Origin of the sequence: Caballeronia novacaledonica (genome assembly GCF_900258035.1) — a bacterium.
Classification (GTDB): domain Bacteria; phylum Pseudomonadota; class Gammaproteobacteria; order Burkholderiales; family Burkholderiaceae; genus Caballeronia; species Caballeronia novacaledonica.
Genome location: NZ_OGTP01000003.1, coordinates 1 through 19,225, shown reverse-complemented (window position 1 = coordinate 19,225; position 19,225 = coordinate 1). Strand labels below are relative to the sequence as shown.

The 19,225-nt window shown below is 62.2% G+C and carries 17 protein-coding genes and 1 pseudogene; 9 read left to right on the top strand and 9 right to left on the bottom strand.

Going from position 1 to position 19,225, the window contains the following annotated elements:
- Positions 1–35 precede the first annotated feature (35 nt).
- The 3 genes from NOV72_RS06165 to NOV72_RS06155 all read left to right on the top strand — a co-directional run bounded on the left by NOV72_RS06165 (position 36) and on the right by NOV72_RS06155 (position 1,633).
- Positions 36–665, top strand: coding sequence for a LysE family translocator (locus tag NOV72_RS06165; RefSeq protein ID WP_106853739.1), 630 nt, complete (start codon positions 36–38; stop codon positions 663–665).
- A 154-nt stretch (positions 666–819) separates the two neighbouring features.
- Complete coding sequence (locus NOV72_RS06160) at positions 820–1,260, top strand: hypothetical protein (protein WP_106853738.1); 441 nt, start codon at positions 820–822, stop codon at positions 1,258–1,260.
- Between the two features lie 7 nt (positions 1,261–1,267).
- Complete coding sequence (locus NOV72_RS06155; protein WP_106853737.1) at positions 1,268–1,633, top strand: response regulator; 366 nt, start codon at positions 1,268–1,270, stop codon at positions 1,631–1,633.
- A 233-nt stretch (positions 1,634–1,866) separates the two neighbouring features.
- On the opposite strand, the gene argC is transcribed toward NOV72_RS06155, so the two are convergent.
- From argC to NOV72_RS06140, 3 genes are all read right to left on the bottom strand, one after another.
- Positions 1,867–2,820 carry an N-acetyl-gamma-glutamyl-phosphate reductase gene (gene argC / locus NOV72_RS06150; protein WP_106853736.1) on the bottom strand — a complete coding sequence of 318 codons (954 nt, stop codon included), beginning with the start codon at positions 2,818–2,820 and terminating at the stop codon, positions 1,867–1,869.
- A 46-nt stretch (positions 2,821–2,866) separates the two neighbouring features.
- Positions 2,867–3,481, bottom strand: coding sequence for a flavodoxin family protein (locus tag NOV72_RS06145; protein ID WP_106853735.1), 615 nt, complete (start codon positions 3,479–3,481; stop codon positions 2,867–2,869).
- Positions 3,482–3,595: 114 nt separating this feature from the next.
- Positions 3,596–4,183 carry a YbhB/YbcL family Raf kinase inhibitor-like protein gene (locus tag NOV72_RS06140; protein ID WP_106853734.1) on the bottom strand — a complete coding sequence of 196 codons (588 nt, stop codon included), beginning with the start codon at positions 4,181–4,183 and terminating at the stop codon, positions 3,596–3,598.
- Between the two features lie 291 nt (positions 4,184–4,474).
- Here NOV72_RS06140 and NOV72_RS06135 point away from each other — a divergent pair, with 291 nt between their 5' ends.
- Positions 4,475–5,185, top strand: coding sequence for a response regulator (locus tag NOV72_RS06135; protein ID WP_106853733.1), 711 nt, complete (start codon positions 4,475–4,477; stop codon positions 5,183–5,185).
- 81 nt (positions 5,186–5,266) lie between these two features.
- Here the strand turns inward: NOV72_RS06135 and NOV72_RS06130 are convergent, their stop codons facing one another.
- Entirely contained in the window at positions 5,267–5,953 is a 687-nt protein-coding gene (locus NOV72_RS06130) for an orotate phosphoribosyltransferase (RefSeq protein ID WP_106853732.1), read from the bottom strand.
- A gap of 235 nt (positions 5,954–6,188) precedes the next feature.
- On the opposite strand from NOV72_RS06130, the gene NOV72_RS06125 reads away from it, so the two are divergent.
- The 3 genes and pseudogenes from NOV72_RS06125 to NOV72_RS32625 form a co-directional block, all read left to right on the top strand.
- The gene (locus NOV72_RS06125) at positions 6,189–7,427 is read left to right on the top strand and encodes an MFS transporter (protein WP_106853731.1); all 1,239 of its coding nucleotides are present in this window, start codon (positions 6,189–6,191) and stop codon (positions 7,425–7,427) included.
- 256 nt (positions 7,428–7,683) lie between these two features.
- Positions 7,684–9,957, top strand: coding sequence for an NADP-dependent malic enzyme (locus NOV72_RS06120; RefSeq protein WP_106853730.1), 2,274 nt, complete (start codon positions 7,684–7,686; stop codon positions 9,955–9,957).
- A 400-nt stretch (positions 9,958–10,357) separates the two neighbouring features.
- A pseudogene (locus NOV72_RS32625) lies at positions 10,358–10,615 on the top strand (energy transducer TonB); the annotation flags it as partial.
- Between the two features lie 85 nt (positions 10,616–10,700).
- Here NOV72_RS32625 and NOV72_RS06110 read toward each other — a convergent pair.
- Positions 10,701–14,273: an indolepyruvate ferredoxin oxidoreductase family protein gene (locus tag NOV72_RS06110; RefSeq protein WP_106853729.1), complete on the bottom strand. Its 3,573-nt coding sequence runs from the start codon at positions 14,271–14,273 to the stop codon at positions 10,701–10,703.
- A gap of 345 nt (positions 14,274–14,618) precedes the next feature.
- Here NOV72_RS06110 and NOV72_RS06105 point away from each other — a divergent pair, with 345 nt between their 5' ends.
- The gene (locus NOV72_RS06105) at positions 14,619–14,828 is read left to right on the top strand and encodes a hypothetical protein (RefSeq protein WP_106853728.1); all 210 of its coding nucleotides are present in this window, start codon (positions 14,619–14,621) and stop codon (positions 14,826–14,828) included.
- 92 nt (positions 14,829–14,920) lie between these two features.
- On the opposite strand, the gene hppD is transcribed toward NOV72_RS06105, so the two are convergent.
- The gene (gene hppD / locus NOV72_RS06100; protein ID WP_106853727.1) at positions 14,921–16,024 is read right to left on the bottom strand and encodes a 4-hydroxyphenylpyruvate dioxygenase; all 1,104 of its coding nucleotides are present in this window, start codon (positions 16,022–16,024) and stop codon (positions 14,921–14,923) included.
- 137 nt (positions 16,025–16,161) lie between these two features.
- Between hppD and NOV72_RS06095 the strand changes: the two genes are divergently transcribed.
- The gene (locus tag NOV72_RS06095; RefSeq protein ID WP_106853726.1) at positions 16,162–16,665 is read left to right on the top strand and encodes an Lrp/AsnC family transcriptional regulator; all 504 of its coding nucleotides are present in this window, start codon (positions 16,162–16,164) and stop codon (positions 16,663–16,665) included.
- Between the two features lie 75 nt (positions 16,666–16,740).
- Here NOV72_RS06095 and NOV72_RS06090 read toward each other — a convergent pair whose 3' ends face one another.
- From NOV72_RS06090 to NOV72_RS06080, 3 genes are all read right to left on the bottom strand, one after another.
- Complete coding sequence (locus NOV72_RS06090) at positions 16,741–17,337, bottom strand: GNAT family N-acetyltransferase (RefSeq protein WP_245932938.1); 597 nt, start codon at positions 17,335–17,337, stop codon at positions 16,741–16,743.
- Positions 17,338–17,626: 289 nt separating this feature from the next.
- The gene (locus NOV72_RS06085; RefSeq protein WP_106853724.1) at positions 17,627–18,229 is read right to left on the bottom strand and encodes a TetR/AcrR family transcriptional regulator; all 603 of its coding nucleotides are present in this window, start codon (positions 18,227–18,229) and stop codon (positions 17,627–17,629) included.
- A gap of 32 nt (positions 18,230–18,261) precedes the next feature.
- Complete coding sequence (locus NOV72_RS06080; RefSeq protein WP_106853723.1) at positions 18,262–19,062, bottom strand: DUF1835 domain-containing protein; 801 nt, start codon at positions 19,060–19,062, stop codon at positions 18,262–18,264.
- Positions 19,063–19,225 lie beyond the last annotated feature (163 nt).

Sequence of the window (19,225 nt, the reverse complement as noted above, 5' to 3'; positions counted from 1 at the left end):
AATGCGAATCCCGTACTCTTCTCCGCCACGCCGCAATGAGCCTGCATCTCTGGTGGCTGTTCGTCGCCACCGTTTTCGTCGTTTCCGCGATTCCCGGTCCCAACATGCTGCTCGTCATGACGCACGGCGCGCGTCATGGTCTCAAGCGCTCGACGGCCACCATGGCCGGCTGTCTCTCGGCGCTCATCCTCATGTTGTCGGTATCGGCGGCGGGGTTGGGCGTGTTTCTCGAAGCCTGGCCGCGCCTCTTCGACACGCTGCGTCTGATCGGCGCGGCGTATCTCGTCTGGCTCGGCGTGAAGAGTTGGCGCGCGAAGGCGAACGCCGCCGATATCCGCGATAACACCGGCGCCGCGCATTCCGCCCGGCGCTTCACGCTTTTTCGCAATGGTTTTCTGGTCGCGAGCAGCAATCCGAAAGCGATCCTCTTCGCGGCGGCGCTGCTGCCGCAGTTCATCGACGCGAGCCGGCCGGTCCTGCCGCAATTCGCGGTGCTCGTGTCGACGTTCGCCGTGATCGAAGTGAGCTGGTACGCCGTGTACGCGGGTCTCGGCGCGCGCATCGGCGACAAGCTGAAAAGCGCGAACGTCGCGCGGGCGTTCAATCGCTTGACGGGCGGCGTGTTCGTCGGCTTCGGCGCGATGATGGCGCTCGTGCGCCACTGACGCGCCAAACGTCTGCACGAACGGGCGCATGATTTGCGTGGCGCTTGATGTGATTCATTCGCTGTCGAACAGACAGGCGCGGCCGGCCGGCGCATAGTCGCGCTCGTCCCGGTTCACGGCGAACCAAAAAGAACAGCAAAAAAGGAGGCGCCTCATGCATCCGATTGGCCGACGCGCCGCGTGCGCCGCGCTTTTGCCGCTTTGTTTCGGCGTACTGGCGACGACTTCCGCGCGCGCCGACGACACCCCGAGCCCGTGCGACGCGCTCAAGCGCATCGTCGCTGCCGCGCCGAATTTTTCATCGCTTTCCGCGATCGATGGACGCGCCGTCGCGCTGCCTTACGGCGACGACGCGAAGTGCGCGGCATCGCAGACGAACTATCGATGCACGTGGACGCCGCACGGCGGCTCCAGCGCCGACGCGTTGCAGGGTGTCGCGGCGGACATCGCATCGTGCCTGCCCGACGCGACGCACGATCAGAATTCGCCCGCGCGCCAGCATTTTTATCTGGGCGCTCGCGGCGCGCGCACGGAGATCGCGGCGGCGCAGGCGGGATCGAACAAGTTGAAACTCGAAATCTACGGTTCCCGGTGAGGCCATCGTGAGCAAGCGCATCCTGATAGCCGATGACGACGACGACGCGCTATCCGGCCTTGCGAACCTGCTGACCGGCATGGGCCACGAAGTCGCGCTCGCGGCGAACGGCGCGCAAGCCGTCGAAGTGGCCGCGCAGTTCGATCCGGAAGTCGTGATTCTCGATCTCGGCATGCCGCTCGTCGATGGCCTCGCTGCGGCGCGCGCGCTGCGTGAAACGCCGAACGGCCACGCGATGATGCTCGTCGCGCTGACGGGTTGGGGACAGCCGCAGCATCGGGAAATGACGCTCGACGCCGGTTTCGACGTCCATCTCGTCAAGCCGATTTCGGCGGATCAACTCCAGTTCATTCTGTCGATGATGCAGCCGTAACTCGCATCGATCGGATGTGTCGGTTCGTCGCAACACGCAATGTTGCGATGCACCAATATACTTGTTACCATTGCTCCTGTCTCCTCCATGTCTCCACTGATATGGATTCAGCCCGCCAGCTTGGCGGGCTTTTTTTCGTCCATAGCATTCGATGCTGCGTTGCATCGAGAGACGCAAAAAAAGGCCGACTCGCAGTGAAGCGAATCGGCCTTCAGTATTTCTGCGAAACGTAATCAGCGGGCGAGACCCGTCTCCTCATCCGCGCCGATCGCCAGATTCATGCACTGGATCGCCGCGCCCGATGCGCCCTTCCCGAGATTGTCCAGACGCGCGACCGTCACGAAGCGCTCGTCGTTGCCGAACACGAAGATATCGACGCGGTTCGTGTCGTTGCAGGCTTGCACGTCGAAGAAGCCGGCGTCGAGGTTGCTTTCGGCATCGAATGACATCACGCGCACGAACGGCTCGTTGTTGTAGTACTCGGCGAGCATGTCGCGCACGTCTTGCGGCTTCGCCGGGCGCGAAAGCTGGTCCGGCGAGAAATACGTCGTCACCGCGAGGCCCTTCAGGAACGGGCCGACGATCGGCGTAAAGACCGGCGCGCGCGCGAGACCCGTGCGCACCGACATTTCCGGCAGATGCTTGTGCGTGAGGCTCAGCGCGTACGGACGCGGACTCATGAGCCGCTCGTTGCCGCCCGCTTCGAACTCCGCGATCATTTTCTTGCCGCCGCCGCTGTAGCCGGTGATGGAATAGGCGTGCGCGTCGAAATCGGCGGGAACGAGACCGCCCGCGACGAGCGGCTGCACCGACAGCACGAACGCCGACGCGTGGCAGCCCGGCACCGCGATGCGCTTCGACGTGCGCAGACGCTCGCGCTGCGCGCGCGTGAGTTCGGGCAGGCCGTACGCCCAGTCGTCCTGCGTGCGGAAAGCCGTGCTCGCGTCGATCATCACGGTGCGCGCGTTGTCTTTGTCGACGAGCGAAACGGATTCGCGCGACGCGACATCCGGCAGGCACAGGAACGTCACGTCCGACGCGTTGATGAGCCGGCGGCGCTCCTCGATGTCCTTGCGCTTCGCTTCCTCGATACGCAGCACTTCGATGTCACGGCGCTGCGACAGATATTCGAAAATTTTCAGGCCGGTGGTGCCTTCCTGTCCGTCGACAAATACTTTCGTGGTCATCTCGATCTCGCTGGTTCGTGCGGGCGCTCGCCGCAAAACCAATATTCTAGTGCGATTCCGAGGCGGGTTGATGTCCGCCGTCTTCGACGCACGCCCGACCGCCGATCCAGCGCGCCGTCACCTCGGCGACGCGCGCGCCGAAAGCCTTCGCCGTTTCGAGATCGCCGGGCGGCGGCGCTTCGTCCGGCGAGGCGTCCGCGGGCGACTGCGTCAGCAGACCGGTAAAGCCGCCGACGAAGTTCAAATCGTTGCGCGTCGCCGCCTTCGTGTTCGACGGCATCATGCCCGTGCCGATCCAGACCATGCCGTGCTGCATCGCCAGCGTGACGAAATAGGAGATGGTCAGGAATTTGTCGCCGTTCATGTGCGCCGAATTGGTGAATCCGGCCGCGATCTTGTCCTTCCATTTCTGCGCGAACCAGGGCTTCGAACTCGCGTCGGCGAACTTCTTGAAGTCGGCGGACGGCCCGCCCATGTAGGTCGGCGCGCCGAAAACGATGGCGTCGGCGGCGTCCAGTTCGGCCCAGGCGGCGTCGTCGAGATCACCGACGGCGATCAGTTTCACGTTCGCGCCGGCGTCGGTTGCGCCGCCGAGCACGGCTTCCGCGACTTTCCTCGTGTGGCCGTAGCCGCTGTGATAAACGATGATGATGTTCGGCATGGTTTTCCCGAGTCGTTCCCTGCGTCGCGCCGCGTGTCTTGCGGACGGGCCGGGCCAGTCTAGCAAAGACAATTTTTCACCGAGCGGAGCGAGCGCACGGCCGCTGACTTCAGGTTAACGGCCGTATGTGAACGTGAGCTGTGCGCTGGCGATCGTCATCGTGCGGATTTCGTGCTCGAACATGAGCGCGGGCGTGCCCTGGCGCAGGCGCAGATCGGCGCTGTCGAGCGCGTAGACGGTCACGATGTAGCGATGCGGCTTGCCGGGCGGCGGGCACGGGCCGGCGTATCCGTCCGTGTCCCAGTCGTTGCGTGCCTCGACGGCGCCCAGCTTGCGCAGCGCGCCCGATGCGCTCGCGTTGTTCGGCAGACGATCCGTGCCCGTCGGGATGCCGGCGACCGCCCAGTGCCACCAGCCGCGCCCGGGCGCGTCGGGATCGAAGATCGTCACGGCGAAGCTGCGCGTGTTCGCGGGTGCGCCGTGCCAGGAAATCTGCGGCGAGCGGTTGCCGCCTTTGCATTCGGATTGATCGAAGAGCAGATCGCGCCCGATGGTCTTGCCCGGCGCGAGATCCGTACTGGATACGGTGAACGCGGGGTCGGCCGAGGCCTCGTGCGGCTTCCCGAAAACGGCCGCGAAAGCGAGGAAGAGTGCTGATGCGACATGGCCAGTCGAACTCACGCGTCGGCCGGTGAGGCGCATGGGCTGAACTCCTGTCAGTATCGTCGCGCGTTATAGCAGCGTTTCGCTGGCTGCAACGATGTTTTTTGTCTCAGTGATGCGCTTCGTACCAGCTTGCAGTTTAACATTGCAACAAAGCATAAAAAGTCTTAAATCCTTGGGACTTACCGATGGCACGCTTTGCGCCAACCGGTTTGGACGTAGCGCGCAGCGCCTTGACGGCGGTGACTTCTGACTCTATTGAACGTAGAAATGAGTAATTCGACGCAGATTCGCGCGGCAACTAAACGATCGCAATACAGGAGAAGTTAAATGAGCCAGCGAATAAAAGTCATCATTGCAGACGACCATCCGGTCATTCTGTTTGGCGCGACGCAGGCGCTCAACAAGTTTCCGGAGGTGGACGTCATCGGTCAGGCGCGCCAGTCGACCGAACTCATCCAGTTCCTGCAGAAGGAGCCGTGCGACGTCCTCGTCACCGATCTCGCCATGCCCGGCGGTTCGTACGGCGACGGCATGCCCTTGCTCGGTTATATCGGCCGGCAGTTCCCGCGGGTGAAACTCGTCGTGCTGACCATGCTCGAAAATCCGGCCTTGCTCAAACGATTGCGCGAAGTGGGCGTGATGTCGATCATCAACAAGGCCGACGACATGAACCACATCGGCTGGGCGATCCAGCACGTCATGCGCGGGCAGGAGTATCTGGGCCCGTCCGTGAAGGCGGCGCTCGACAGCATGGGGCTCGGTTCGAGCGGGCAGCAGCGCAGCGTGATCCTGTCCAAGCGCGAACTCGAAGTGGTGCGCCTTTTCGTTTCGGGCATGACGATCACGGAAATCGCGGGACAATTGCGTCGCAGTATCAAAACCATCAGCACGCAAAAGAACACCGCAATGCGAAAACTCGGCATCGAGCGCGACTCCGAATTGTTTCAGTATGCGCAAAGCAACGGATTAATGAATCTCTCGGCCTATTCCGGCGACGGCTCGCTCGACGATTCACTACCGAATCCGAATTCGCTTTAAGCGATTTCGTTTGCCAAATAAAAAAGCCGTTGATTTCAGTCAACGGCTTTTTTTCATCAATTGATTCGCGAACGTTAATACTTATTGCGGGGCAGCGGTCACACCGCCATGCGCAGCCGACCATTCCGCCGGCGCGTGGAGAAATTTCTCGACTTCATCGAGCGTCTTCGATTCGAAATAGCCTTGCTCTTTCGCCACGCGCAGCACGTCCCACCAGGTGGCGAGCGCATGCAGATCCACGTCGATGTCTTTCAGCACCGACACGCTTTCCTTGAAGATGTTGTAGTGGAAGAGCACGAAGCAGTCGCTCACCTTCGCGCCCGCGGTTCGCAGCGCGTTGATGAAGTTGATCTTGCTGCGGCTGTCCGTGGTCAAGTCTTCGACCAGCAGCACGCGCTGGCCTTCGGTCAGCAGACCTTCGATCTGCGCGTTGCGGCCGAAACCCTTCGGCTTCTTGCGGACATATTGCATCGGCACCATCAGGCGGTCGGCGATCCACGCGGCGAACGGGATGCCCGCGGTCTCGCCGCCCGCGACGGCGTCGATCTGCTCGTAGCCGACGTCGCGCAGAATGGTCGCTTCGGCCATTTCCATCAGGCCGCGACGGACGCGCGGATACGAGATCAGCTTGCGGCAGTCGATATACACCGGGCTCGCCCAGCCGGACGTGAAGATGTACGGTTTTTCCGCGTTGAAATGCACCGCCTGCACTTCGAGCAGCATCTTGGCGGTGGTGTCGGAGATCGTCTGGCGATCGAAGCCTGTCATGGGCGAATCCTTGGACTTGTGTGGCGCTTGCAAAAGCGGGGAGGCGGCCGCGAGGGCCTTTGGCGCATGAATCGAAGCAAAACGGGCCGTTTTGGACGACGTTTTCGCATTCACTGCGCGCGTAGCCGGCCATTTTACCCGAGCGGAAGGATGCGGGCGAGCAGGCTTTTTTCGATCGATTGAACGATTCGCGCGCTCGCGCGTACACTCGCGGCACTTTTCGCCGAACGCTCCGATGACGCCCGCTTCCTCTTCCGCTTCGTCCGAACCGCTTTCCCGCCACGCGATGCAGGCGCTCGTCGCGTCCGTGCTCGGCTACGCAATGGACGGCTTCGATCTGCTGATCCTCGGCTTCATGCTGCCCGCGATCGCCGCCGACCTGCATCTCACGCCCGCGCAATCCGGGGCGCTCGTCACGTGGACGCTCGCCGGCGCGGTCGCGGGCGGCGTCGTGTTCGGCATGCTGTCCGACTACTTCGGGCGCGTGCGCATGCTGACCTGGACGATTCTCGTATTCGCCGTCTTCACCGGCTTGTGCGCGCTCGCGCAGGGCTACGGCGACTTGCTGATCTATCGCACCATCGCGGGGATCGGGCTGGGCGGCGAGTTCGGCATCGGCATGGCGCTCGTCGCCGAGGCGTGGCCCGCGCGGCTGCGGGCGCGCGTGTCGTCGTATGTGGGGATCGGCTGGCAATTGGGCGTGCTCGCCGCCGCGCTCATCACGCCGATGCTCCTGCCCGTGATCGGCTGGCGCGGCATGTTCGCGGTCGGGCTGCTGCCGGCGGTCGCGTCGTTCTTCGTGCGGCGACACGTGGACGAGCCCGCGCTCTTCACCGAACGCCGCGCGGCCGCCAAAGCCGCCGCCGTCCGCAAGCTGCCGCTCAGCCGTCTTTTCGACGACGCCCGTACCGCGCGCGCGAGCCTCGGCGTCATCGTTCTGTGCTCGGTGCAGAACTTCGGCTACTACGGATTGATGATCTGGCTGCCGAGCTATCTGTCGAAGACATTCGGCTACTCGCTGACGAAATCCGGCCTCTGGACCGCGGCCACCGTGCTCGGCATGGCGTTCGGCATCGGGTTGTTCGGTCTGGCGGCGGACCGCTTCGGACGCAAACCGGCGTTTCTCGTCTATCAGATCGGCGCGGTCGTCATGGTGTTCGTCTATTCGAATCTGACGAGCCCGGCGGCGCTACTGATCGGCGGCGCGGCGATGGGCGTGTTCGTGAACGGCATGCTCGGCGGCTACGGCGCGCTGATCTCCGAAATCTATCCGACCGAAGCCCGCGCGACCGCTCAAAACGTGCTGTTCAACATCGGGCGGGCGGTCGGCGGACTCGGGCCGGTCGTGGTCGGCGCGCTGACGGCGCGCTATTCGTTCGCGGTGGCGCTGGCGTTCCTCGCGTCGATCTATCTGCTCGACGTCGTCGCGACGCTCTTTCTGATTCCGGAAAAACGCGGGGCGGCGCTCGACTGAGCGCGGCCTCATCGGACGGCATTGCGCTGAAACGTTGCATCGCGTCATTTCAGGCGTGCGGTGTACACTGGACATCCCAAAAAAAACCAAAGGCTCCGTCCGCTCGTTCGATCCCGGCGAGCGGCACGCCGCGTCTATCCGGCGCGCCGAGCCCATGAAACTTGGTCCATCGATTCACATTCCCGCATTCATTGCAGCACGGTCGACGGTCGTGTGAACCCTGTTCAAATAATTCCCAAACGTCTCAGGTCAAATCATGGACGAACAACTGAAGCAAAGTGCCCTCGCGTATCACCAGAATCCCCGCCCCGGCAAGATTTCGGTTACTCCGACCAAGCCGCTTTCCAATCAGCTCGACCTTTCGCTCGCGTACTCGCCCGGCGTCGCGGCGGCGTGCATGGCGATCTACGATGAACCGCTCGACGCGCAGAAGTACACGTCGCGTGCGAATCTCGTCGGCGTCGTGACGAACGGCACGGCGGTGCTCGGTCTCGGCAACATCGGCCCGCTCGCGGCCAAGCCGGTGATGGAAGGCAAGGGCTGTCTCTTCAAGAAGTTCGCGGGCATCGACGTGTTCGATATCGAGCTGGCGGAAACCGATCCGGACAAGCTCGTCGATGCGATCGCGATGCTCGAGCCCACGCTCGGCGGCATCAACCTCGAAGACATCAAGGCGCCGGAATGCTTCTACATCGAGAAGAAGCTGCGCGAGCGCATGAAGATTCCCGTTTTCCATGACGATCAACACGGTACGGCGATCATCGCGTCGGCGGCGATTCTGAACGGCCTGAAAGTGGTCGGCAAGAAGCTGGACGAAGTGAAGCTCGTGTGCTCCGGCGCGGGCGCGGCGGCAATCGCGTGTCTGGACCTGCTCGTCCACCTGGGTTTGAAGAAGTCGAACACGCTCGTGATCGATTCGAAGGGCGTGATCTACGAAGGCCGCGGCAATCTGGACGCATCGAAGGAACGCTATCAGGCGACGACCGACGCGCGCACGCTCGCCGATGCGATGCACGGCTGCGACGTCTTCCTCGGCTGCTCGAGCGCGGGCGTGCTGAAGGCGGAAATGGTCGAGACGATGGCCGACAAGCCGCTGATTCTCGCGCTGGCGAATCCCGAGCCGGAAATTCGTCCGGAAGAGGCGAAGCGCGTGCGTCCGGACTGCATCGTGGCGACGGGCCGTTCGGATTATCCGAATCAGGTCAACAACGTGCTGTGCTTCCCGTTCATCTTCCGCGGCGCGCTCGATGTGGGCGCGACGACCATCACCGAGGAAATGAAGCTCGCGTGCGTGCGCGCGATCGCCGAACTCGCCGAAGAAACCGATCAGGGCGATGAAGTCGCGAAGGCCTACGAAGGCCATTCGCTGGAATTCGGTCCCGAATATCTGATTCCGAAGCCTTTCGATCCGCGCCTCATCATCAAGATTGCGCCGGCGGTGGCGCAAGCCGCGATGGATTCGGGCGTCGCGACGCGTCCGATCAAGGACATGGACGCGTATCGCGAGACGCTCGGCGCGACGGTGTATCGCACGGGCATGGTGATGCGTCCGGTGTTCGCGGCGGCGAAGGCGGCCCCGGCGCGCATCGCGTTCGCGGAAGGCGAGGACGAGCGCGTGCTGCGCGCCGCGCAGTTCGTGCTGCTGGAGAAGATCGCGAAGCCGATCATCATCGGTCGTCCGGCGGTCGTCGAAATGCGTCTGCAGAAGATGGGCTCGAAGCTGAAGCCGGGCGTCGATTTCGAGATCGTGAATCCGGAAGACGATCCGCGTTATCAGAAGAGCTGGCAGGCGTATCACGCGATCGCCGCGCGCCAGGGCGTGACGCCCGAAAGCGCGAAGGCCGCGCTGCGCAAGTTCAACACGCTGATCGGCGCGATCCTCGTTCACACCGGCGATGCGGACGGGATGATCTGCGGTCTCATCGACACGTATCAGGATCACCTGAAGTTCATCGAGCAAGTGCTCGGCAAGGCGGAAGGCGCGGAGAACTTCGCGGCGATGAATCTGCTGATGCTGCAAGGGCGCAATCTCTTCATCAGCGACACGTACGTCAACGAAACGCCGACGCCCGAACAACTCGCCGACATGACGATTCTGGCGGCGCGCGAGATCGAGCGTTTCGGGATTCAGCCGAAGGTCGCGCTGGTGTCGAATTCGAATTTCGGCAGCGTGCAGACCGCGTCGAGCAAGCGGATGGCGGAAGCGCGCAAGCTGATCGCGGAGCGTGCGCCGGAGCTCGAAATCGACGGTGAGATGCACGGCGATGCTGCGCTTTCCGAAACCGTGCGCAAGGCCGCGTTTCCGGGAACGACGTTGCATGGCGAAGCGAATCTGCTGATCATGCCGAACGTGGAAGCGGCGAACATCACGTACAACCTGCTCAAGATGGTGAGCGGCGAGGGCGTGACGGTCGGGCCGTTCCTGTTGGGTGCGGCGAAGCCTGTGCATATCCTGACGCCGGCCGCGACCGTGCGGCGGATCATCAACATGACGGCGGTGGCGAGCGCGAACGCGCGGGTAGCGAGGTAACGCGTAGTCGCGTTCATTGGGAAGAGGAACGGCGATCCGGGTGACTGGATCGCCGTTTTTTATCGACGGCGGCAAACGAACGCTGAAGAATCAAAGTTTGCCGACAAAGATCAAACCCTTTCCCTACAATGTCGCTCCGCTTGAGGACGCTGGGTCGCCGCCCAGGCTCATCTCACAACAACGCAACAAGATGAACTTCGTAAAAAAGTTTAGCTTATCTAAGCGATATGCTCGCATCGGCGCGCTTTCGACGATTGCCGCATATGTGCTCGTCAGCCCGCCTTCCGTTTTCGCCGACGATTCAACGAAAGAACAGACGTATCAGGCGACGCGGAGTTCGATGACGGTCGATCGGACCAACGCTTCGGCGGAAAGGTGGTCCGATGTGTCGGCCCAAAGTTACCCGCTCAAGGTGCAGCGACGCGTCGCTCCAAACATCGCTTGGAAGGGGCCAACTGAGGGTTTGGAGACGGAAGTGGCCGTACGCTGCGCACCCAGTGGCATGCTGCTCTCGGTAACTATCACTCGCAAAAGCGGCGATGATGCTTGGGACGAAGCTGCGTTGAGGGCAGTCCAGCGTTCGGATCCAATGCCATTGGACGTCGGAGGCGTTGCGCCGGCGGAATTTGTCATCCGCTTGAGGCCGAGCGCTCGGTAGAAGCGTTACCCCAAATCCTGCTAGACGCAAAGCAAAAGAGCGATCCGCTTCCGCGAATCGCTCTTTTTTCTTCAACGGCGAACGGTCAAGCCACGTGCCGCTTTTCCCCGCCTTCATTACTCCGCCAACGCGCCAGCAACTTTTCCCACTTCACCTTCGCCGCCTTCACGTTGTTTTCCTTGACGTGGCCATATCCGCGCATCGAGTCGGGAAGCGTCGCGAGTTCGACAGCGAGCGGCAGCTTCTGCGCCGTGAGCCCGCCGATCAACTCCTTCACCAGCGCCTCGTACTCGCCGATCAGCGCGCGTTCCATCTTTCGCTCTTCCGTGCGTCCAAACGGATCCAGCGCCGTTCCGCGCAGAAACTTCAATCGAGCGAGCACGCGCATCGCCGACATCATCCACGGGCCGTACTGCTTCTTGACCAGATGTCCGTGCGCATCCTTCTTCGACAAAGACGGCGGCGCGAGATGCATCTTGATCTTCCAGTCGCCTTCGAAACTCGCGCGAATCTTCTCGATGAACACCGGATCGGCATACAGGCGCGCGACTTCGTACTCGTCCTTATAAGCCATCAACTTGTGCAGATTCTTCGCGACGGCTTCGGTCAGCGAATAGTCGCCGCCTCCAAGCTCGGCCTCCGCCGCACGAACCGACGCCACCAGCCGCCCATAACGCGCCGCATAAGCCGCGTTCTGATAACGCGCGAGATAGTCGAGCCGCTTGTCGATCAGCGCGTCGAGTGACTTCGGCGTGTGAAGCGCGATGACCTTGCTCGGCGCCGCATCCTGCGTCCCGGGCGCGAGACGCGTCAAAGCGGAAGGATCGTGCGCCGCGCGCCGGCCCCATTCGAACGCCGCGAGATTCTTTTCGACCTGCACCGCATTCAGCTCGATCGCCCGCACCAGCGATTCATGCCGCAGCGGCACCCAACCCTTCTGCCACGCGAAGCCGAGCACGAACGGATTCGTATAGATCGCATCGCCCATCAGCGCCACGGCGAAGCGGTTCGCATCGACGAGCGAAACGTGCTCGCCCGCCGCCGCGCGAATATCCGCCTCCGCGCTCGCGCCCGGGAAACTCCAGTTCGGATTCTTGATGAACTCGGCAGTCGGCGTCTGCGCGCTGTTCACGACGACCTTCGTGTGATCCGGCTGCATCCGCGAGCCGCATTCGTTGCTCGCGGTGACGATCGCATCGCAACCGATGACGAGATCCGCTTCGCCCATCGCGATACGCGTCGCGTGGATGTCGGCCGGACGGTTGGCGATCTGCACATGGCTCATCACGGCGCCGCCCTTCTGCGCGAGCCCGGTGACATCGAGCACGGTGACGCCTTTTTGCTCCAGATGCGCCGCCATGCCGAGCAGCGCGCCAATCGTCACGACGCCCGTTCCGCCGACGCCCGTGACCAGCACGCCATACGGCCGCGCGATCTCCGGAAGCTCGGGCGTGGGCACGGCGGGCATGGCATCGGCCGCGACGCTCGTCGCCTTCGGCTTCTTCAACTGACCGCCTTCGACCGTCACGAAGCTCGGGCAGAAGCCGTTCAGGCAGGAGTAGTCCTTGTTGCACGTCGACTGGTTGATCTGCCGCTTCGTGCCGTATTCGGTTTCGAGCGGCTCCACCGACAAACAGTTGGACTTCACCGAGCAATCGCCGCAACCTTCGCACACCGCTTCGTTGATGACCACGCGCTTCGCCGGATCGGGAAACGCGCCGCGCTTGCGACGACGACGCTTTTCCGTCGCGCAGGTCTGGTCGTAGATCAGGATCGACGTGCCCGGAATCTCGCGCAACTGACGCTGGATATCGTCCAGTTCGTCGCGATGATGCACGTCGATGCCCGGCGCAAGCCCGACGCTCGGCGTGTACTTTTCCGGCTGATCCGTGACGATGACGATCTTCGCCGCGCCTTCCGCCGCGAGCTGATGCGTGATCTGCGGCACGGTCAGCACGCCATCGACGGGCTGTCCGCCGGTCATCGCGACGGCATCGTTATAGAGAATCTTGTAGGTGATGTTCACCTTCGCCGCGATCGCCGCGCGGATCGCGAGCAGGCCCGAGTGGAAATACGTGCCGTCGCCGAGGTTCGCGAAGACGTGCTTGTCGTTCGAGAACGGCGACTGGCCGACCCACGCCACGCCTTCGCCGCCCATCTGGCTGAACGTGCTCGTGTTGCGGTCCATCCAGACCGTCATGTAGTGACAGCCGATGCCCGCCATCGCGCGCGATCCTTCCGGCACGTTCGTCGACGTATTGTGCGGACAGCCCGAGCAGAACCACGGCTTGCGCTCCGCTTCGACACGCGGCCGCGCGAGCGACCGCTCCTTCGCCTCGATCACGGCGATGCGCGTCGCGATGCGGGCGCGCACGTCAGCGGGCAGGTCGAACTTTTCGAGCCGCGTGGCGATAGCCTTCGCGATGATCGCGGGCGAGAGTTCGTAGTGCGCGGGCAGAAGCCAGTTGCCCATCGGCACGGACCATTCGCCGCCGGCGCCGTCTTTTTCGTCGAACTTGCCGTAAACGCGCGGACGTTGCGCATCCGGCCAGTTGTACAGTTCTTCCTTGATCGCGTATTCGAGAATCTGCCGCTTTTCCTCGACGACCAGAATCTCTTCCAGCCCGCGCGCGAATTCGTGCGCGCCTTGCGCTTCGAGCGGCCAGACGCAGCCGACCTTGTACAGGCGGATGCCGATTTGCGAGCACGTCGCGTCGTCGAGACCGAGATCGGTCAGCGCCTGACGCACGTCGAGATACGCTTTGCCGCCGGTCATGATGCCGAAGCGCGCATGCGGCGAATCGATTTCCACGCGGTCCAGCTTGTTCGCGCGCACGTAGGCGAGCGCGGCGTACCACTTGTAGTCGAGCAGACGCGCTTCCTGCACGAGCGGCGGATCCGGCCAGCGGATGTTCAGGCCGCCGTCGGGCATCGCGAAATCGGTCGGGAGCACGATCTTCGTGCGATGCGGATCGATATCCACCGAAGCCGACGACTCGACCACATCCGTCACGCATTTCATCGCGACCCACAGGCCGGAATAGCGCGACATCGCCCAGCCGTGCAGGCCGAAATCGAGATATTCCTGCACGTTCGACGGAAACAGCACCGGCAAGCCGCACGCCTTGAAAACGTGCTCGGACTGATGCGCGAGCGTCGATGATTTCGCGGCGTGATCGTCGCCGGCGAGCACTAGAACGCCGCCGTGCTTCGCCGATCCGGCGGAGTTGCCGTGCTTGAAGACATCGCCCGAACGGTCGACGCCCGGGCCTTTGCCGTACCACATCGAGAACACGCCGTCGTATTTGGCGCTCGGGTACAGGTTCACTTGCTGCGAGCCCCACACGGCGGTGGCGGCGAGGTCTTCGTTCACGCCCGGCTGAAACACGACCTGATGCCCGGCGAGATGCTTCTTCGCCTTCCAGAGCGACTGGTCGAGACCACCGAGGGGAGAACCGCGATAGCCGGAGATGAATCCGGCGGTGTTGAGGCCGGCGGCCTTGTCGCGCTCCTGTTGCAGCATCGGCAGGCGCACCAGGGCCTGGATGCCGCTCATGTACGCGCGGCCGCGTTCGAGCGTGTATTTGTCGTCTAGCGTGACGGACTTCAACGCGGCTTCTAGCGAAGCTCTTTGTTCTGCGTCTAGCGGGGCGTTCATTATTTGCCTTCCTCCACCCGAGGTTTGGGATCACCAAAGCATGTTTCGGGCCGTCGCGTCTTGTGAACGGTCGAGCCGGGATTCCAGTGTGCCGTTCTAAGGGTTTTCGAGACAGTGGGACAAACCCCGTTAAAAATTCCTCGCTTACCGATGCTTTGCGTCAATTCCTTGACGATTTGACCGTCGCGGAGAGAGTTGTGTTACAGCGTGTAAATCCGACCGATTCGCGGAACCCTGCCGCTCATCTCTGTCTAAAATGTCGCTTCCGGAAATCCCGTGCCGGTTTTTTGTGCACGTTTGAATTTCGGAAGCAGGTCGTACACGTGTAGTTAGAAGGAGATAACGATGAAACAACGCCACATCCAGAATTTCTTGATGGTTTCGGCGGCCTTTTTCGCCATCAGCGCGCCGGTGGGCGGCGCGCGTGCGAATAATGGCTCGCCGTACGGGGCGTCGTCGGTTGCACAGGTCGCGCAGGTGCGCGTTCAGTCGGTTCAGGCGGGCGCTCAAAAGCGCCGCGAATCGGAAAGCAGCGACGACGAGACGGCGGGCTGACCCGCTCATCGCGGTCGGTGCGGGGTGCATCGGCCGCTGAAATGCAAAAGGGACATGCCATGCATGTCCCTTTTTTACGCCTGCCGTTTTTGTCAGTTCGCCGTGGTGTCCTTCAGAACGCCGCGACGCATCTGGTCCAGTTCGATCGATTCGAACAGCGCCTTGAAGTTGCCTTCGCCGAAGCCCTGATTGCCCTTGCGCTGAATGATCTCGAAGAAGATCGGCCCGATCTGATTCTCCGTGAAAATCTGCAGCAGGATTTCGTCCTTGGTTCCGTCGATCAGAATCTTGCGCTTTTTCAGCTCCGCGACCGTTTCGCAGTGGCCCGGCACGCGGCGATCCACCAGTTCGTAATACGTGTCGATGGTGTCGAGCAGCGCGATGTTCGCGCCGCGCAGACCGTCGACGGTGCTGTAGATATCGCCCGCGCCGAGCGCGATGTGCTGAATGCCTTCACCGTGATACGCGTCCAGATATTCCTGAATCTGGCCCGCGTTCTCGGAGCCTTCCTCGTTGATCGGAATGCGGATCTTGCCGCACGGTGACGTCATCGCCTTCGACTTGACCGCCGTGACCTTGCCTTCGATATCGAAATACCGCGCTTCGCGGAAGTTGAAGAGCCGCTCGTAGAACTCCGCCCACTCGACCATGCGGCCGCGGTGCACGTTGTGCGTCAGATGATCGATATAGGTGAGTCCGTGGCCGACCGGATTCTGCTCGGCGCCGGCAATCGGCTCGAAATCGACGTCGTAGATGCTGATATCGCCGATGCTGCCCGGCTGCGCGCCGTTCTTGCCGCGCCAGCGATCGACGAAGTAAATCAGCGAATCGCCGATGCCCTTGATCGCCGGAATGTTCAGTTCCATCGGGCCGGTCTTGTTGTCGAAGCCCCACGCGCCGAGATCGAGCGCGCGCTTGTACGCCTTGGCGGCATCGGCGACGCGGAAGGCGATCGCGCAGATCGACGGACCGTGCAGACGCGCGAAGCGTTGCGCGAAGGAATCCGGCTCGGCGTTGACGATGAAGTTGATTTCGCCCTGGCGATACAGCGTCACGTCCTTATGACGATGTTTCGCGATCGCGGTGAAGCCCATTTGCTCGAACAGCTTGCCGAGCGCGACGGGGTCCGGCGCGGTGTATTCGATGAATTCGAAGCCGTCGGTGCCGACGGGATTTTCCCAGGTCGTTGCAGTCATGCATGTCTCCAGATTTGGATGCGGCGCGATGTGGAGACAGTTTAGTCAGGCAACGCTGGCAAAAACTTGCGAAACAAATCGGCGATTCATAAGATTGCGCACGATGCTGCCAATTTCCATCGGCAGGGAGCTACGAAATGGCTGAACCCGAACTGGACACGATCGACCGGCGAATCCTCGCCATCCTTCAGGAGAATGGGCGGCTTTCGAATCAGGAAATCGCGGATCGCGTCAATCTGTCGCCGAGTCCGTGTCTGCGGCGGATTCGGCGGCTGGAAGAGATCGGCGTGATTCGCGGTTATGTCGCCTTGCTCGACGCGAAGAAGCTCGGGCTCGGCCTGCTCGCCTACATCAATGTGCGTCTGGAAAAGCGCGGCGGCACGCAGGCCGCGGCGGGCACGCCGAAAGCGCCGACGCACGGCGATCTGTTTCGCGAAGCGGTGCGTTCATGGCCGGAAGTCGTCGCCTGCGACGCGATGACCGGTGAGATGGACTTTCTATTGCGCGTTCAGGTCCGCGATATGGATGACTTCTCGCGCTTCGTGCAGGACGAATTGCTGCACCATCCGTCCGTGATCGATGTGCGCTCGAGCTTTTCGCTCGAGCGCATCAAGGAAACGACGGTTTTGCCGCTGCGCTAAAACGACGAAGGGCGGTCAATGCCGCCCTTGTTGGTCTCGCTCGCAGCGCAATCCCCGCGCTGTTCCTGATGAAGATTACGCGGCGTCCGCTGCCGGAATGAACGCCTGAAAAACTTGCGACGCGCGATGCGCCTGACGCTTGATCGCGTAGTCGAACACGGCGGCCTGCTCCTGAAGCATTTCGGCCACGATGCTGGTCTGGTCGGCAGGCGCGAGCGAGAGATAGGCATCCGCTTCGCCATAGGCGTATTCGATCTTCATGCCCGACTTTTTCGCGATGTGCATCATCGTCGAGTTGCGCGACAAACAGTGCATATAGAGCACCGAAACGTGCGTGTTGCGGCTGCGCATGGCCGCGCGCTCGAACAGTTTCGAGCCGATGCCGCGGCCACGCGCGCTTTCGAGCACCGACACGCCGAACTCGGCGGTTCGCTTGTCGCCCTCGGCGGGCAGATAGGCCAGATGGCCGACGCCGATCAATTCCAGAGCGCCGCCGAACACGCCGAACACCTTGTCGTTCGAAAAGTTGATGTTGCGCACATAGTTCTCGATGACGTGATCCGGCACGATCTGCCCGAAGCGCAGAAGCCGGTCGTCTTCGTCGAGTGCGAGAAAGTGCGTGAGGAGACGTTCGCGATCCGCCGACGACAGCTCGCGAACGAGAACCGGCATACGCGCGTCTTTGAGCGGCTGATCGTGCGCGACGATCGGCTCGGCAGTGCGGTTGATGGTCAGTTCCATGGTCGTTTCTCCTTCATTCGTGATGCAGCGTGCTGCAAAGCAAAACGAATTTTAGCCGATTGCGGAGAAACGAGTACGGGAAAACCCTTAAAAAGCCGTAGGTAGAGCGTTCTAAATATCTACTGAAAATGGCGAATTTTCAGCAAAATCATGTATTTACAGATGATGCCGAAACACAACGTTTCACCGACCGGTCGGTTTGTTGTGCTGCAGCATCGGTCTAGTCGCCATTGAGGCCGTTTTCGATCATATCGACGACCTGTTCCGCGAACTCGCCGTATCCCAGCTTGCCGCCCGGCTTGAGCCACGTGAACGTCCAGTTGATCATGCCGAACACCATCATGGTGAGCGCGGTCTGGTTGTCCTTGGTCGCGCGTTTCGGGTAAGCGCGCGCGAGCTGGCGCGCGAACGCCGCCACGATGTCGCGCTGACGATCGAGGACGATTTCGCGCTGCGCCTCTTCCAGATACTTCACGTCGTTCAGCAGCGCGACGTGCCGGCTGTGCGACGTCTCGTATTCTGCGAGAAACGCGCGCACGAGATCGGCGAAAGCCTCGCGCTCGCCTAACCCGCGCCGCTGGCTGGCGCCTTCCACTTCCGCGATGATCAGCATCAGCCGCTTGGTGTATCGGTCGAGCAGGTCGAAGAGGATCGCTTCCTTGCTCACGTAATAGTGATAGAGGCGGGCCTTCGACGTGCCGCTCGCGGCGGCGAGATCGGCCATCGAGGTGCTGGGATAGCTCGTCTGGGCGAATTTCGCGGCGGCGAGTTCGAGGATCTGTTCGCGTTGCGTCTCGTGATCGGGCGCTTTGGTACGGGCCATGTGTTCGAAAGTGCGTTCTTTTAGCTATGGATTCAGCGGCGCAGTTCGGCCTGACTGATTTCGGACGGCGTGCCGCGGATTTTAAGCCGTCCCGATGTGACGAGTTCGCGGCAGCGCCAGAATGCGACCGCATCGGAAAGCATGAAATCGAAGCGCTGCGCCATCGCCGCGCCGGCGATCTCGCGCGCCGGTTTCCATTCGGGACCGGCGAGGTCGAGCAAGGCTTCGTCGATGTCGATCCACGTTCCCGAAACGAGCATGTTGTCGCGCAGGCGGCGCGTTTCCGCGTTCGCGTATTTCGCTTCCTGCCATTCGAGCGCGAGCCGGCTGATACGCAGCACGGAAATCGGCGCGGCGGTCGGCAGCTTCGCGAGCAGTTGCTTCGGCGAAAACATGCCGACGGCCGTCGCACGGTCGGCGCGGCCGACGCGTTCGGGATCGCTTTCGTCGGCGGCAATCGTCAGATCGTCGTGCGTGAGCTTTGCTTCGTTCAGACGCTGCGGCGCATTGCGCAGGTGATAGGCGACGCGTCGCAGGGTGAGCTGATCGCTGGCGCTCTGGCCGTGCCATACGACGATTTGATCGTCGCCGCGCGCGAGGCGGCCGAACAATGCTTGCTGTTCTTCGAGTTCGCCTTCGAAGTCGACGGCGCTGTTCATGACCTGACGCCAGAACGTGGCGCGCACGAGCGGCGATTCGTCGATGTCCCTGATCGGACCGACGGCGAGATCGTCGCGCAGCACGATGACGCGCTCGTCGCGTTCCGCGCGCCGCAGCGCGTCCGTGAGCGATTGGGCCGCGCAATCGCCATTCGTGACGTGAATCATGTTCATCGGTGTCGGGATGCCGGAAAGACGAAAGGACCGCTCGGGTGAGCGGTCCTAGTTTACGCGAATCGAGTGACGGCCGGCTGTGATCTAGCGCTCGTCGAAACTCACCACCACCCGCTCGCTCACCGGATGACACTGGCAAGTCAGCACGAAACCATCATCGATT